General features: G+C 72.2%; 15 protein-coding genes. 11 read left to right on the top strand and 4 right to left on the bottom strand.

Features of this window, described 5'->3' with window-relative positions; genetic code table 11:
• Positions 1-306: 306 nt before the first annotated feature.
• Complete coding sequence (locus AB4Y78_RS04480) at positions 307-2,742, bottom strand: DNA gyrase/topoisomerase IV subunit A (RefSeq protein ID WP_441736886.1); 2,436 nt, start codon at positions 2,740-2,742, stop codon at positions 307-309.
• A gap of 132 nt (positions 2,743-2,874) precedes the next feature.
• On the opposite strand from AB4Y78_RS04480, the gene AB4Y78_RS04485 reads away from it, so the two are divergent.
• The 4 genes from AB4Y78_RS04485 to AB4Y78_RS04500 are packed head-to-tail and all read left to right on the top strand — an operon-like array spanning position 2,875 to position 8,019.
• A complete protein-coding gene (locus AB4Y78_RS04485) occupies positions 2,875-5,559 on the top strand; it encodes a bifunctional acetate--CoA ligase family protein/GNAT family N-acetyltransferase (protein WP_282071222.1) in 2,685 nt (894 codons plus the stop codon).
• 12 nt (positions 5,560-5,571) lie between these two features.
• The gene (locus tag AB4Y78_RS04490) at positions 5,572-6,189 is read left to right on the top strand and encodes a DUF5998 family protein (RefSeq protein ID WP_007925487.1); all 618 of its coding nucleotides are present in this window, start codon (positions 5,572-5,574) and stop codon (positions 6,187-6,189) included.
• Positions 6,186-7,337 (top strand): alkaline phosphatase family protein, encoded by a 1,152-nt coding sequence (locus AB4Y78_RS04495; RefSeq protein ID WP_282071226.1) that lies wholly within the window; start codon positions 6,186-6,188, stop codon positions 7,335-7,337. Before AB4Y78_RS04490 ends, AB4Y78_RS04495 begins: the two co-directional genes overlap by 4 nt.
• Before the next feature lies 1 nt (position 7,338).
• Positions 7,339-8,019: a thymidine kinase gene (locus tag AB4Y78_RS04500; protein WP_306513189.1), complete on the top strand. Its 681-nt coding sequence runs from the start codon at positions 7,339-7,341 to the stop codon at positions 8,017-8,019.
• A 68-nt stretch (positions 8,020-8,087) separates the two neighbouring features.
• On the opposite strand, the gene sepH is transcribed toward AB4Y78_RS04500, so the two are convergent.
• A complete protein-coding gene (gene sepH / locus AB4Y78_RS04505; RefSeq protein WP_282071229.1) occupies positions 8,088-9,299 on the bottom strand; it encodes a septation protein SepH in 1,212 nt (403 codons plus the stop codon).
• Positions 9,300-9,393: 94 nt separating this feature from the next.
• Here sepH and AB4Y78_RS04510 point away from each other — a divergent pair, with 94 nt between their 5' ends.
• The 7 genes from AB4Y78_RS04510 to AB4Y78_RS04540 all read left to right on the top strand — a co-directional run bounded on the left by AB4Y78_RS04510 (position 9,394) and on the right by AB4Y78_RS04540 (position 14,085).
• A complete protein-coding gene (locus AB4Y78_RS04510) occupies positions 9,394-10,503 on the top strand; it encodes a ferrochelatase (protein ID WP_282071231.1) in 1,110 nt (369 codons plus the stop codon).
• A 2-nt stretch (positions 10,504-10,505) separates the two neighbouring features.
• Entirely contained in the window at positions 10,506-11,360 is an 855-nt protein-coding gene (locus tag AB4Y78_RS04515; RefSeq protein WP_306513185.1) for an inositol monophosphatase family protein, read from the top strand.
• A gap of 131 nt (positions 11,361-11,491) precedes the next feature.
• Positions 11,492-11,791: a DUF4193 domain-containing protein gene (locus tag AB4Y78_RS04520; protein WP_007925474.1), complete on the top strand. Its 300-nt coding sequence runs from the start codon at positions 11,492-11,494 to the stop codon at positions 11,789-11,791.
• Positions 11,792-11,794: 3 nt separating this feature from the next.
• Positions 11,795-12,274 carry a dUTP diphosphatase gene (gene dut / locus AB4Y78_RS04525; RefSeq protein WP_441715042.1) on the top strand — a complete coding sequence of 160 codons (480 nt, stop codon included), beginning with the start codon at positions 11,795-11,797 and terminating at the stop codon, positions 12,272-12,274.
• On the top strand, positions 12,271-13,020 hold the full coding sequence (locus AB4Y78_RS04530) for a DUF3710 domain-containing protein (protein ID WP_441736888.1): 750 nt from the start codon (positions 12,271-12,273) through the stop codon (positions 13,018-13,020). The genes dut and AB4Y78_RS04530 overlap by 4 nt, the downstream gene beginning before the upstream one ends.
• On the top strand, positions 13,020-13,385 hold the full coding sequence (locus AB4Y78_RS04535) for an OB-fold nucleic acid binding domain-containing protein (protein WP_128277121.1): 366 nt from the start codon (positions 13,020-13,022) through the stop codon (positions 13,383-13,385). Before AB4Y78_RS04530 ends, AB4Y78_RS04535 begins: the two co-directional genes overlap by 1 nt.
• On the top strand, positions 13,378-14,085 hold the full coding sequence (locus tag AB4Y78_RS04540) for a DUF3159 domain-containing protein (protein ID WP_441715045.1): 708 nt from the start codon (positions 13,378-13,380) through the stop codon (positions 14,083-14,085). The genes AB4Y78_RS04535 and AB4Y78_RS04540 overlap by 8 nt, the downstream gene beginning before the upstream one ends.
• Before the next feature lie 16 nt (positions 14,086-14,101).
• On the opposite strand, the gene AB4Y78_RS04545 is transcribed toward AB4Y78_RS04540, so the two are convergent.
• Positions 14,102-14,782, bottom strand: a complete 681-nt coding sequence (locus tag AB4Y78_RS04545) for a potassium channel family protein (protein ID WP_441715047.1) — start codon at positions 14,780-14,782, stop codon at positions 14,102-14,104.
• A gap of 3 nt (positions 14,783-14,785) precedes the next feature.
• On the bottom strand, positions 14,786-15,451 hold the full coding sequence (locus tag AB4Y78_RS04550; protein ID WP_441715049.1) for a potassium channel family protein: 666 nt from the start codon (positions 15,449-15,451) through the stop codon (positions 14,786-14,788).
• Between the last annotated feature and the right edge of the window lie 3 nt (positions 15,452-15,454).

A 15,454-nucleotide genomic window follows, 5' to 3' on the forward strand; every position in this document is an offset into this window, starting at 1 on the left:
CGCCCACAGAGCCTGACTCGTCGAACACCGCCACGACCCGCGCGATAACCGCCGGCGTGACCACAACAGGCGAGCGTCTTCCCCTCGAAACGACCATGGTCCTCGCAACTCCTCAGATCGAGGTGTTGCGAGGACCATGTGAACCGAAGATCACCGGTGCCGCCCCCTTCGTCATGCGCATCTCCCTCGGCAAATGCGGGCGGGGGTGCGTATTTCCCTAGGGAAATGTGGGTGAGGGTGGTGATTTGCCTAGGGAAATGTGGGTGAGGGTGGTGATTTCCCTAGGGAAATGAGCGGGTGGGGTGGTCAGAGCGAGCCGATGCCGCCGATCACCGCGGGGCCGGGGGAGCCGGAGCCGTCACGGCGGCCATCGGCCTCGGGCAGCGTGATCGCGACCCCGTTGGGCTGGGCGGCGCGGGCGCCGGCTCGGCCCACCCAGGCGAACAGCAGGCCGTCCTCACCCTTGAGGAAGCGGTGCGCGCGCACGCCGGCGGTGGCGCGGCCCTTGCCGGGGTACTCGTCGAAGCTGGTGACCTTCCACGACCCGGCATCAGTGCCCGGCAGCGCGTCGGAGGAGCCCGAGACGGTGACGACGATGTTGTCGCGGTTGAGGTCGACGGCACCGAAGAAGACCACCTTGGCGTCGTCGCCGAGACGGATGCCGGCGATGCCACCACCGCTGCGGCCCTGCGGGCGCACATCACCGGCAGAGAAGTGCAGCAGGCTCGCCTGGTCGGTGACGAAGACGAGCTGCTCCTCGCCGGTCGTCAGCTCGACGGCCCCGACGACCCGGTCGCCGTCCTTGAGCGAGATCGCCTCCCACGAGCTGCCCTTGGGGTAGTCGGTCGTCACCCGCTTGACGACGCCCCGAGCCGTGCCGAGGGCCAGGCCGGGTGAGTCGGGGGACAGGCTCATCAGGGTCAGGGGCACCTCGTCGGCGGCGAGGTCGACGTAGGCCGCGAGAGGAGCCCCGCCCGACAGCGTGGGCGCGCCGTTGGACGGCGGCAGCGTCGGCAGCTCGAGTGCGCCCAGACGCACCACGCGCCCCGCGGAGGTGACGACGGCCAGCTCGCCGCGTGCGGTCGTGCGCACGGCGGCGACGATCGCGTCGTGCTTGGCCCGACCCCCGTCGCGCGAGAGCGGCTCGGCATCACTCGTGCGAGCCAGCAGACCGGTGCTCGAGAGCAGCACCCAGCAGGGGTCGTCGGCGACCTCGAGCGGCGTGGACGCCGCGGCCGGCTGCCCAGCGGACTCGAGCAGGACCGTGCGCCGGGGGTCGCCGTGCTTCTTGGCGACCTCGGCCAGCTCGCTCGAGATGAGCTTGGTCAGGACCTTGTCGTCGCCGAGGATCTCCTCGAGGGCCGCGATCTGCTCGAGCAGCTCGCTCTGCTCCTTTTCGAGCTCGATCCGGGAAAACTTCGTGAGCCGGCGCAGCTGCAGGTCGAGGATGAAGGTCGCCTGGACCTCCGAGAGGTCGAAGACCTCCTGCAGGCGGGTGCGGGCGATCGCCGCGTCGTCGCTGCTGCGGATGACCTGGATGACCTCGTCGATGTCGAGGATCGCGATGAGCAGGCCCTCGACGAGGTGCAGCCGCTCGCGCCGCTTGGCGAGGCGGTACTCGCTGCGCCGCCGCACGACGTCGCGCCGGAAGTCGACGTAGACCGTGAGCAGCTCCTTGAGCCCCATGGTCCGCGGTCGGCCGTCGACGAGCGCGACGTTGTTGATGGAGAAGGAGTCCTCCATCGGGGTCAGCTTGTACAGCTTGTCGAGGACGGCCTCGGGGTTGAAGCCGTTCTTGATCTCGATGACCAGCTGCATGCCGGACTCGCGGTCGGTGAGGTCCTTGACGTCGGCGATGCCCTGCAGCTTCTTCGACTGCACCGCGTCCTTGATCTTCTCGATGACCTTTTCGGGGCCGACGAGGTAGGGCAGCTCGGTGACGATGATGCCCTGCCGGCGCGGCGAGACCTTGTCGATCCGCGTGGTCGCCCGCGTGCGGAAGCTGCCGCGCCCGGTGAGGTAGGCGTCGCGGATCCCGCCGAGCCCGACGATCCGCCCGCCGCCGGGCAGGTCGGGGCCGGGGACGAACTTCATCAGGTCGTCGAGGCTGGCGTCCGGGTGGGTCAGCAGGTGGCGGGCGGCGCCGATGACCTCGACGAGGTTGTGCGGCGGCATGTTGGTGGCCATGCCGACCGCGATGCCCGTCGTGCCGTTGACGAGGAGGTTGGGGTAGGCCGAAGGGAGGACGTCCGGCTGCGTGAGCTGGTCGTCGTAGTTGGGCACGAAGGGGACGGTGTCCTCGTCCAGGCCCGTGACCATGAGCAGTGCGGCGGGCGCCATCCGTGCCTCGGTGTACCGGCTCGCCGCCGGCCCGTCGTCGAGCGAGCCGAAGTTGCCGTGGCCGTCGACGAGCGGAAGCCGCATGGAGAAGGGCTGGGCCAGGCGCACGAGGGCGTCGTAGATCGCCGAGTCTCCGTGCGGGTGGTACTTGCCCATGACCTCGCCGACGACGCGCGAGGACTTCACGTGGCCGCGCTCGGGGCGCAGGCCCATCTCGCTCATCGAGTAGAGGATGCGGCGGTGGACGGGCTTGAGGCCGTCGCGCGCATCGGGCAGGGCCCGGGCGTGGATCACCGAGTAGCTGTACTCGAGGAAGGCATTGCGCATCTCGTCCGCGACGTCGATGTCGACGATCCGCTCGGGCGCGTCGACGGGTGGGGAGGCGGCAGGACGGCGGGCCATGCGGGCGGTGACTCCTCGTGGGCTGGTGCTGATGAGCCCACCCATCTTCCCCCTTCGCCGCTGTCGGGCCGGGACCGACACACGTGACCTGCCGCGGGCGCGGCACGAGGGGCCCGTGGCAGGATTGGGGACATGACGGAGCTCCCACCGGGGTACCCGGTGCTGGCGGAGGCCGACGTCGTCCTGCGGGACGGCTCGGTCTGCAGACTGCGGCCGATCAAGCCGTCCGATGCCGACGGCATCCGGCAATTCCACTCGCGCCAGTCCGACGAGTCGATCTACCTGCGCTTCTTCGCGCCGATGCGCACCCTGAGCGACCGCGACATCAAGCGCTTCACCGAGGTCGACTACCACGACCGGATGGCCTTGGTCGCGACGATCGGCGACGACATCATCGGCATCGGGCGCTACGACCGGGTGAGCCCGCACAGTGCCGAGGTCGCCTTCAACATCTCCGACCACTACCACGGCAAGGGCATCGGGTCGGTGCTGCTCGAGCACCTCGCGGCCATCGCCCACGCCGGCGACATCACCGAGTTCGAGGCGGAGGTGCTGCCGCACAACCGCAAGATGCTCTCCGTCTTCTCCGAGGCCGGCTACCAGGTGAGCCGCCGCCTCGAGGACGGGGTCGTCACCCTCCACTTCGCCATCGAGCCCACTGCCGAGTCGTTGTCGGTGCGCTTCGCCCGCGAGCACCGCGCCGAGTCGCAGAGCGTGCGGGCCATGCTCCACCCGACCTCGGTGGCGGTCATCGGCGCCAGCCGGCGTGAGCGGGCCATCGGCCACCAGGTGCTCAAGCAGGTCCTCGACGGCGGCTTCACCGGTCAGATCCACGCGGTCAACCCGGACGCGGGGGAGATCCTCGGCCTGACGGCCGTGCGCACGGTCGGGGAGATCGAGGGGGGAGTGGAGCTCGCCGTCATCGCGGTGCCCGCCGAGCGGGTGACCCAGGTCGTCCTCGAATGCGCCGCGGTGGGGGTCAAGACCCTGCTCATCATCTCCTCGGGCTTCGCCGAGGTCGACGAGGCCGGGGCCGCGCGGCAGCAGGAGGTGCTCCGGCTCGCCCGGACCCACGGCATGCGGGTGCTCGGACCCAACTCCTTCGGCCTGATCAACAACGACCCCGCGGTGAGTCTCAACGCGACCCTGACCCCGGTCATCCCGCGCCCGGGCCACCTCGGCCTGTTTTCGCAGAGTGGCGCGCTCGCGATCGCCAACCTCGACTCGGCGGCGCGACGCAACCTCGGCATCTCGGTCTTCGCCTCCGCGGGCAACCGGGTCGACGTCTCCGGCAACGACCTCATGCAGTACTGGGTCGACGACGAGCGCACCCACGCGGTGGGGCTCTATCTCGAGTCGATGGGCAACCCGCGCAAGTTTTCCCGCGTGGCACGTCACCTCGCCTCCAACAAGCCGGTCATCGTCGTCAAGCCGGCGTCGGCGACCTACGGCGTGCCCCCCGGGCACAAGGTCCGCAAGCCCAAGGTCAAGCCGCACGTCTTCGGCTCGATGCTGCAGCAGGCCGGGGTCATCCACTGCGAAAACGTCCACCAGATGTTTGACGTCGCGCAGCTGCTCGTCCACCAGCCGCTGCCGGCGGGGCGCCGCGTGGCCATCGTCGGCAACTCCAGCCAGCTGGCCGCGCTCTGCGCCGACAACGCCACCGAGCGCGGCCTCGAGGTCGTGCACGGTCCGGTCGCCATCCCGACCGAGGCCTCGGCGCGCGAGTTCCAGAGAGCGGTCGACGCCGCCTTCGGTGACCCCGACGTCGACTCCGTCATCGTCTGCTTCATCCCGCCCGTCGGTGCCCTGGACCAGGAGGTCGTCGACGCCCTGCGGCACGCCGCCTCCCGATCCGACAAGCCGTGCGTGGCGACGCTGCTCGGTCTGCGCGGCGTCGACGAAGGGGGTGACGCCGCCTTCCTCCACGAGACCGGCGAGGTCGCCGACGACACCCCGCGCCAGGCGGTGCCGCTCTACCCGATGCCCGAGGAGGCCATCCGCGCACTGGCCCTGGCGACGGACTACGGGCAGTGGCGCGACAAGGACAAGGGCGAGACCGTCGTGCGCGATGGTATCGACCGGTGGGCTGCGCGGGCGCTGCTCGACCGGGTGCTCGAGGAGGACCCGGAGGGCCGGGCCCTGACGAGCGACGAGTCCCGTGAGCTGCTCGCCGCCTACGGCATCGACGTGTGGCCCCGCTTCGAGGTGGCCGACGTCGACGAGGCCGTCGCCATCGCGGAGGAGGTCGGCTACCCGGTCGTCGTCAAGTCACTCTCCCCGCTGGTGCGTGGGCAGGCCCTCCTCGAGGGCATCCGCGTCGACCTGCACGACGCGCACGCGGTGCGCTCGGCCTTCGAGGCCCTGGACCGGCGGCTGGCGCCGATGGATGCCAACTACTTCGTCGTGCAGCGGATGGCCCGGCCGGGGGTCTCGACGGTGCTCTCGACGCTGGAGGACCCCCTCTTCGGGCCGGTCGTCTCCTTCAGCATCGCGGGCGCGCCGACGACCCTGCTCGACGACATCGCCTACCGGATCCCGCCGCTCACCGACGTCGACGTGCGCGAGCTCGTCGAGGACCTCAAGCTCGCCCCGCTGCTCATGGGGCACGACGGCGCGGCGCCGGTCGACCGGGCGGCGCTCGAGGACATCCTCGGGCGGCTGTCGATCATGTCCGACGACTTCCTCGAGCTGTCGTCGGTCGAGCTCAACCCCGTCGTCGCCCACACCGAAGGCGCCACGGTGCTCGGCGCCGACGTCATGATCGCGCCGGTGACCCGTCGCCGGATCGACACCGGCGCGCGGAGCCTCACCTGACGCTGGGGCACAATGGCCCACATGCCCGCACCTGCTGATCTCACGGCGATCTCGCTCCCGGACGCCCTCATGGCCGACATCGAGCGCGCGGGCTACTACCCGGCCCTCGTCGCCGACGTCATCAAGGCCGCCGTCGGGTCCGAGGACGTGCACGGTCACCTCGTGCACCAGGAGACGACCTTCGACCAGGACGCCGTGCGGCGGCACATCACGGTCTTCGCCCGCACCGGCACCCGGCTCGTCGTCGCCCACGCCGACGACTTCCCGGACCACTTCTCCGGGGCCCACGAGATCGCCACGGCCACGACCGAGTGCATCCCGCTCCCCTCGGTGCGCGGCGTCATGCTGACCCACGTCGTCGGTGACCCCTCGAGCTATGTGCCCGGGTCCCTCGGCAGCGAGGTCACGCTCACCGTCGGCTGGGGCGCGGTCAGCCGCGTCGACCTGCTGCCCGCGCAGTGCAACGACCCGGACTGCGAGGGCGGCGACCACGGCTACGACGGCACCATCACGAGCGACGACATCGCCCTGCGGATCAGCGCGCAGGCCGAAGGCCGTGAGGCGCTCGATCGCGCCATCGAGTTCGCCCGCGACCTGTCGGCGAGCATCGGGCACCGCCCGCCCGCATGACGCACCACCACTCGCCCCTCCTGCCCGCCACGCCGCGGCTCGACCGCGTGCTGCCGGCCGTCGCGACGAGCCTGGGCGTCCCCGGCCTGACGAAGGGAGGGGACCGCCCCCTTCGTCCCGCCCGCAGGGCCGTCGTCGTCCTCGTCGACGGACTCGGGGCCCAGCTGCTCGCCCGTCGGGGCGGGCACGCGCCCTTCCTGCGGCAGCTCCTCCAGGACGCCGACGCGGCCCGCACCATCGACTGCGGCTTCCCGTCGACGACGGCGACCTCGATGGGCACCTTCGGCACCGGCACGCTCGCCGGCGCCCACGGGCTCGTCGGCTACGAGGCCTATGACCCGGACACCGACAGCGTCTTCAACGAGCTGTCGTGGGAGGACGGGCCCGCGCCGCGACGCTGGCAGCCCGCCCCGACGGTCTTCGAGGGCGCTGTGGAGGCCGGCGTCGGCGTCACCCGGATCGGGCCGGGCTTCTTCGACGGGTCGGGCCTGACCGAGGCGGCGCTGCGCGGAGGCTCCTTCGTCGCCGCCTCGAGCCTCGCCCAGCGGGTCGACGCGACGCTGCGCGCCGTGCGGGCCCAGCCGCGCGGGCTGGTCTACCTCTACTGGGGCGACATCGACAAGGTCGGCCACGTCCACGGCTGCGATTCCCACGAGTGGGTCGCCGAGCTCGAGTCCGTCGACGCCGAGCTGGCCCGGCTCGCCTCATCGCTGCCGCGCGACACGGCGCTGCACATCACCGCCGACCACGGCATGGTCGACGTGCCGCTCGAGGCCCGACCCGACATCGCCACCGACGCCGATCTCGATGCCGGTGTCCGTCACGTCTCGGGGGAACCGCGCTGCGTCCAGCTGCACGTGCGGCCCGGCGCCCGCGACGACGTCGTCGACACGTGGCGCGCGCGACTGGGGGAGGACGCCCTCGTCGTCACGACCGAGGAGGCGATCGAGGCCGGCTGGTTCGGCACCGTGAGTGCGAGCGTGCGCCCGCGCATCGGCGACGTCATCGCCGCGATGACCGGGCCCGTCGCCGTCGTCGACTCCCGCCGCCACCGGCCCGAGCTGCGCTCGCTGCTCGGGGTGCACGGCTCGATCACCGCCGACGAGGTCGCGGTGCCCTGGCTCGTCCTCTCGCCGCAGGAGCAGTGACGTGGCGGAGCTGAGCTTCTTCGCCGGGACGATGGACTGCGGCAAGTCCACGCTCGCCCTGCAGATGGACCACAACCACCGCGCTCGCGGGCGTGCGGGGCTGATCTTCACCCGGCTCGACCGCTCGGGCGAGGCGGTGCTCTCCTCACGTCTCGGCCTGGAGACCCCGGCGATCGAGGTCGCCACCGACCTCGACATCTGGGAGGCGGTCGTCGCCCACCTCACCGCGGGTGGCCGGGTCGACTACCTGATCTGCGACGAGGCGCAGTTCTACACGCCCGGGCAGGTGGAGCAGCTCGCGCGCATCGTCGACGAGCTCGACATCGAGGTCTTCGCCTTCGGCATCACGAGCGACTTCCGCACCGAGCTCTTCCCGGGTAGCCGTCGGCTCATCGAGCTCGCCGACCGCACCCAGGTGCTGCAGGTGTCGGCGCTGTGCTGGTGCGGACGGCGTGCGACGCACAATGCCCGCGTCGTCGACGGCGTCATGGTCGTCGAGGGGGAGCAGGTCGTCGTCGGAGACACCGCCGACCCCGACCACGTCGCCGAGGTCGAGTACGAGGTGCTCTGCCGACGCCACCACATGCGGCGGATGAGCTCGCAGGCCGCTCGGGCCGCGGCGCAGTCCGCGGACGTGCTGCCCTTCGACCTCGACGCCTGTCCGGTGACGCCGCACGACTGACCGCGCTGGTCACGAGACCGGTCCGTGCGCGAGACCGCCCGCAGGGAAGCGACTCAGCCGTCCTGCCGTCAGTCCCGGGTGGTCCCAAACATCACGTCGTCCCAGCTCGGGACCCGCGCGCGGCCCTTGCGGCCACGGCTCTTGCTGCCGGAGTCCGCCTCGGAAGTCTGGTCGGCCTCGTCCTGCTCGGTGTCGGCGTGGTCCGCGTCGTCCTCGTCGGACACGTCGGGCTCCGAGGCCGTCTCCTCGTCCACGGGCTCGTCCACCGTGGTCTCGTCCTCGGGAGCCTCGTCCGCCCCCGTGTCGGCATCAGCGGTGGGCGCCGGGGCGTCGTCCTCGGCAGGCCGGGTACTGCCCTTCGCCTCGTCGGCAGCTGCCGCCTGCTCGGCGGTGGTATCCGCGGTCGACTCCTCTCGAGCGGCCGCTGCGGCGCGCTCCGGCGACTCCTCGTCGCGCGGGTGCGTGCCCCCGGCCGGCGGGGGCAGCTCGTCGATGGGCAGCGCGTCCTCGGCGGGGGCGGTCTCGGCGGCGGCGCGGGTCTTGCGCCGACCACCGCGGCGGCGGCTCTTGGCGCCGGAGTGCTCACGCATGGAGTTGATGAGGTCGTCGGTGTTGGCCCGCTGGGCCCGCTCGACCTTGGTCTCCTCGACCTCGACGTCGAAGACGGCCGTGGGGCGGTGCACCGTCGTCGGCACAGGACCGGCCGGGGTGTCGGCCTCGGAGAGCCACTTGGCCTCGTCGTTCTTGGCGACCACGCTCATGCCCGCGAGGTCGAACCACCACGTCGCCGTGCGCTCGCGCCCGCCGGCGGTGAAGACCGCCGACACCGTCCACTGGCCCTCGCCGTCACGGCAGGCGTCCCAGACGACCGACGACGGCTCGACACCGCGGCCGGTGAGCCGGATCGTGGCGCGCTGGGCGAGGGTCTCGGGGGAGCCGGCCTGGTTCGTGCCGCGCATCCGCACGGCCTGCGCCCGGGTCGCGACGTGCTCGCGCTCGGCGAGCACCGGTCCCTCGAAGCGCGCGATCTTGTCGAGGTCCCAGCCGGTGCGGGCCGCGACCTCGTCGGCGGACGCGCCGGCGCGGATCATCGCCTGCACCTCGCGCGGCCGGACGTTGTTGTCGATGGCGATCTGCAGCTGTCCGAGGCGCGGGCGGTCCCGGCGGGCGGCGGCGCGCAGGGGCTCGTCGATCCGAAGCCGGTACTCCTCACCGGAGTCGTCCGTCACCAGCAGGTGCTCGCCGTCGTCGTGCACCCCGATGAGTCGCAGGTCGCGCATCAACTATCCCTCTCGTCCATCGTGCTCCCTGACGACTCTGCCACCTGCCCGGCCCGATCCGTGGACGCACACGCCGCGGGGATACCTTGTGTCCATGTCCGAGACGATGACCGACCACCCCCTTCGCCCGTACGACGCGGTGCTCGTCCAGTCCTTCGGTGGGCCGGAAGGGCCCGACGAGGTCCTGCCCTTCCTGCGTCGCGTCACCGCCGGCCGCGGGGTGCCCGACGAGCGGCTCGTCGAGGTCGGCGCCCACTACGAGCGGGTCGGCGGGGTCAGCCCGCTGCCGGCGCTCAACCGTCGCCTCGTCGCGGACCTCGCGGCGGAGCTCACGGCCCGCGAGTGCCCGCTGCCGGTCGTCCTCGGCAACCGCAACTCGACCCCCTTCGTCGACGAGGCCCTCGACGAGCTCACCGCCGGCGGTGCCCGGCGGGTCCTCGTCGTGCCGACGAGCGCGTGGCGCAGCTACTCCTCGTGCCGGCAGTACCGCGAGGGGCTGGCCGACGCCGTCGAAGGGAGGGAGGGCCTGGTCGTCGACAAGGTCCGGCCCTTCGGCGAGCACCCCGGCTTCGCCGCGACCTTCGCCCGCGACACCCTTGCCGCGGCACGTGAGGCGGTCGCCGCAGTGGGGGCCGACGCGGTGGCTCTGCTCTACGTCACCCACTCCATCCCCGACGCGATGGACGAGACCTCGGGACCCGGCGACGGCGACGGGCGGGCCTACTCGGCCGACCAGGCCGAGACCGCCGCCGCGATCACCGCCGAGGTCGACACGGTGCTCGGCACCGACCTGGCAGCGGGGCTGGCCTTCTGCTCCCGGTCCGGCTCGCCCCGCACCCCGTGGCTCGAGCCGGACGTCAACGACCGGATGCGCGAGCTCGCCGACGAGGGGGTCCGCCACGTCGTCGTCGTGCCGATCGGCTTCGTCTCCGACCACATGGAGGTCGTCCACGACCTCGACGTCGAGGCGGCGGCGACGGCCGCGGAGCTGGGCCTGGCGATGACGCGCGTGGCGACGCCGGGTGCAGACCCCGCCTTCGTCGGCGGACTCGTCGACGTCATGCTCGAGCGGGCCGCGCAGGCCCGCGGCGAGGAGCCCGTGCGGGCGACCTGGCGCGACCTCGACTCGCACCCAGCCGTGTGCCCGGCGGGCTGCTGCCCCAACCTGCGCGAGTCCCGCCCCGCGCTGTGCGGGCAGGACTGACCGTGCCGACCCCCACGACCGACCCCGCGGCCCTGGCGGTCATCGCCCTGACGGTGGCCCTCGAGGCCGGCGACCTCATCACGCAGGAGCGCCCGCGTGACCTCGAGGTCGCTGAGACCAAGACGTCGGCGACCGACGTCGTCACCGTCATGGACCAGCGCAGCCAGGACCTGCTGCTGCGCCGGCTCGGCGAGCTGCGCCCGGACGACGCCTTCGCCGGCGAGGAGCGCGGCGATCGCGCAGGGACGTCCGGCATCACCTGGGTCGTCGACCCGATCGACGGCACGGTCAACTACCTCTACGACGTGCCCGCGTACTCGGTGTCCGTCGCCGCCGTCGTCGGTGACCCGACGACCGACGGTGCGTGGCAGCCCGTGGCCGGAGCGGTCGTCAACCCGGTGACGGGGGAGCGGTACACAGCATGGTCCGGTGGCGGTGCGTGGCGCGCCGTCGGCGACGACGCGCCGGTGCGCCTGGCCGTGGCCGAGACGGACCTGGCCACCGCGCTGTGCGGCACCGGCTTCGGATACGACGTGGGTCGCCGGGCCTGGCAGGCCGAGGTGCTCACCCACGTGCTGCCCCGCGTGAGGGACATCCGACGCTTCGGCAGCGCGGCGCTCGACCTGTGCCGGGTGGCCGAGGGGAGCCTCGACGTCTACTACGAGCGGGGTCTCAACCCGTGGGACATGGCCGCCGGATGGCTCGTCGCGACGGAGGCGGGCGCGGAGGTCACCGACCTCGCCGGCGGGGTGCCCCGCGCGACCATGACCCTGGCCGGGCCGCCCCGCCTCAGGGCGGCGCTCGGGGAGGTCCTCGACCGCGCCGTCGGGACCGTGGGAGCCGAGGGTCTCGACTAGCAGCAGGTGAGGTGGCGCACAGCCAGCGGATGGGGCACAATCCGGCGCGCCGGGCACAAATTCAGCACCTGCTGCGTTGACGACGGCGAACCACCCCCACTGCCCGTGTCACATCACAGAAATCAGGAGAGATGGCGACCGACTACGACGCCCCTCGCAAGACGGACGACGACCTGTCCGAGGACTCCATCGAGGAGCTGAAGTCCCGTCGCGGCGACGCGACCTCCGCCAATGTCGACGTCGACGAGACGGAGATGGCCGAAGGCTTCGAGCTGCCCGGTGCGGACCTCTCCGGTGAGGAGATGTCCGTCCGCGTGGTCCCGCGCCAGGCCGACGAGTTCACCTGCACCAGCTGCTTCCTCGTCCACCACCGCAGCCAGCTGGCGACGGACGGCAAGAACGGACCGGTCTGCACCGAGTGCGCCGCGTGAGCCGTGGCTGACGCACGTCAGATCGCGGTCCCGGTGCAGCTGCTGCACCGGCACGCCGTGGTGCCCGCGTATGCCAAGCACGGTGACGCCGGCGCCGACCTCGCCTCGGTCGCTGAGCTGACGCTCGCGCCCGGTGAGCGACACCTCGTGCCGACGGGTGTCGCGATGGCCATCCCGCACGGCTGGGTCGGCCTCGTCCACCCGCGCTCCGGCCTCGCCGCGCGGCACGGCATCTCGGTCGTCAACGCGCCGGGGACGGTCGACTCGGGCTACCGCGGGGAGATCCTCGTCAACCTCGTCAACCTCGACCCCACCGACAGCTTCACCGTCCACGTGGGGGACCGGGTCGCCCAGCTCGTGCTCCAAGAGGTCGGCGAAGGGAGCTTCGAGCCCGTCGATTCGCTTCCACCCAGCCATCGGGGTGAGACTGGACACGGATCCAGCGGTGGCTTCGGCCCCCCGTCGACGACAGGACGTGCATGATGTTCGGGCGCAAGAAGAAGACCGACTCCGCGGCGCGGGGCACCGAGCAGGACGTGGCGACGTCGGACGCCGAGGCGACCGAGGGCACCGACAGCGCGGACACCGCCACCGCGACCGGACCTCGCGACATCTCCGTCGCCACGAGCACCACGGACCACCTCGACATGGGCGCCCTTCGCCTCGTGCCCGGCCCGTCGACGGACCTGCGGCTCGAGGTCGACCAGAAGACCAACGAGGTCAACGCCGTCCAGATCGCCGACGACCACGGCGCCGTGCAGCTCCAGGTCTTCGCCGCGCCCCGGTCCGCGGGCATCTGGGAGGACATCCGCGGTGAGATCGCCGAGATGATCACGGCCAACGGCGGGACGGTCGAGACCGCCAGCGGCCCCTTCGGCGACGAGCTGCGCAGCCGGCTGGCCCAGCCCGGTCCGCAGGGCCGCACCGTCTTCGCCCCGGCGGTCTTCGCCGGTGTCGAGGGACCGCGCTGGTTCCTCCGTGCCGTCTACTCCGGCTCGGCCGCCGTCGACGAGGCGGCCCGCGAGGTCTTCGACGACGTGCTGCGCACCGTCCTCGTCGTCCGTGGCGACGAGCCGCGCGCCCCACGGGAGATGCTGCCGCTCCACATGCCCACCGCGGCGAAGGGGGCGACTCCCGCGGGCGACGAGTCGGAGGCGGCCGTCGCGGAGCCCGACGGCGACGACCTCAAGCCCTTCGAGCGAGGCCCCGAGATCACCGAGGTGCGCTGATGCCCAGCCTGCTGCGCCGGCTGGTCGACCTTGGTCGCTCCGACGACGACCTCGCCGCAGGCGAACTGCGCGAGGCCGCCACCGCCCACGGCTGCCGCCCGATCACCGAGGACGTCGACCGGCAGGTCGTCACCGTCGCCGGCACGGTCCGCGCCGTGACCCTGCGACCGCGCGCCACCGTGCCCGCCCTCGTCGCCGAGGTCTACGACGGCTCGAGCACGGTCCAGCTCGTGTGGCTCGGTCGGCGCAGCATCCACGGCATCGACCCCGGTGCCTACGTCAAGGCGACCGGGCTGATCTGCCGGCCCACGGGCACGCCGACGATCTACAACCCGGCCTACGAGCTGCTGCCGCAGCATGGCTGAGCCCCAGGGCATCTCCGCCCCCGTCCACCCCACCGTCGAGGCGCTCATCCGGCACCGGCTCGGTGAGGCGCTCGGTGGCCTGCGTGGCTCCCTCGAGGCCGCCCTGCCGATGCTCCTCTTCGTCATCGTCTGGTCGGCCACCCGCGACCGCACCCTGTCGCTGGGCGCCGCCGCGGGGCTGACAGTCGTCTTCGCCGTCGCCCGGCTCGTGCAGCGCCAGACCCTGCAGTTCGTCCTCGGCTCGGTCCTCGCGACCGGCCTGGCGGCCTTCTTCGCCCTGAGGTCCGGTGACGCGGAGGACGCCTTCCTCCCCGGCATCCTCACCTCCTGCGCCTACCTCGTCGGCTCCCTGCTCTCGGTGGTGCTGCGCTGGCCGGCCGTCGGGATCATGGTCGGTCTCGCGGACCAGCAGGCCGTCGCCGCGGGTGACCCCTTCCGCTGGCGGCGCAATGCGGCCGCCGTCAAGGTGTGCAGCCGGTTGACCCTCGTCCTCGTCGCGGTCTACGCGATCCGCGTCGCCATCATGGGCCCGCTCTACCTCACCGACAACGTCGCCGGTCTGACGATCAGCAAGGTCGTGCTCGGGTGGCCGCTGTGGGCGGGGGCGGTCGCCGTCATGGGGGCGATGCTCCTCAAGGGGCACACCCCGATCGACCCGGACGACGACCTCGTGCAGCCGGTGGACGTCCAGCGGGGCTGACGCCCCCTTCGCTCCCTCAGGCGCGGCGGCGGGACCGGCCGCCGGGGCGCATCATCGCCTCGAGCTCGGGCTCGGCCTGCGAAGTCGTCAGCAGGAGCAGCTCGTCGTGCGCCTCGAGGGAGTCGTCCGGCGTCGGGCCGATGGGCCGGCCGTCGCGGATGATGCCGACGAGCAGGGTGTCGACGGGGAAGGTGATGTCGCCGACGCGCCGGCCGACGTTGGGGTTGTCCGCCGGCAGCGTGATCTCGGCCATGGAGGCATTGCCCTGCTGGAAGTCGAAGATCCGCACGAGGTCGCCGACGCTCACCGCCTCCTCGACGAGAGCGGTCATCAGGCGTGGCGTCGACACGGCGACGTCGACACCCCACGACTCGTCGAACATCCACTCGTTCTTGGGGTTGTTGACCCGGGCGACCGTGCGGGGGACGCCGAACTCGGTCTTGGCCAGGAGGGAGACGACGAGGTTGGCCTTGTCGTCGCCGGTGGCGCACACGACGACGTCGCTCGTGTGGATCTCCGCCTCCTGCAGCGTGGAGATCTCGCAGGCGTCGCCGGAGAGCCAGCTGGCCGCCTCGACCTTGGACACCCGTGACTCGTTGGCGTCCTTGTCGATGAGCAGGACGGAGTGCTCGTTCTGCAGCAGCTCCTGGGCGATGGACCGGCCGACGGACCCGGCCCCGACGATGACGACGCGCATGGCTCAGCCCTCCTGCGGGGGGTTGCCGTCGAGGATCCGCTCGACGTCGTGGACGCTCTCGCGACGGATGACGAGGTGCACGAGGTCGCCCTCCTGGTGGACGGTGTCGGGCCCCGGCAGGGTGCCCTCGCCGAGGCGGGTGATGTAGGCGACACGGGCACCGGTCGCCTCCTCGATCGTCGACAGCCGGCGGCCGACCCACGCGGGGGAGACCTGGATCTCGGCGACGACCAGGCGCCCGGAGGCGTCGGCCATCTCCGACGCCTGGCCCTGGGGGAGCATGCGGCGCAGCACCTGGTCGGCGGTCCAGCGGACGGTGGCGACGGTGGGGATGCCGAGGCGCTGGTAGACCTGCGCGCGGTCCGGGTCGTAGATGCGCGCGACGACGTGCTCGACGCCGAAGGTCTCGCGGGCGACCCGCGCCGCGAGGATGTTGGAGTTGTCGCCGCTCGAGACGGCGGCGAAGGCGTAGGCGCCCTCGATGCCGGCCTGCAGCAGCGTGTCCCGGTCGAAGCCGACACCGGCGACGCGACGGCCGCTGAACTCGCTGCCGAGGCGGCGGAAGGCGGCCGGGTCCTGGTCGACGACGGCGACGTCGTGCCCGATGCGCTCGAGCGAGCGTGCGAGCGAGGCACCGACGCGGCCGCAGCCCATGATGACGAAGTGCACGGC

The organism is Janibacter sp. RAF52 (assembly GCF_052114035.1).
GTDB classification, from domain to species: Bacteria; Actinomycetota; Actinomycetes; order Actinomycetales; family Dermatophilaceae; genus Janibacter; species Janibacter hoylei.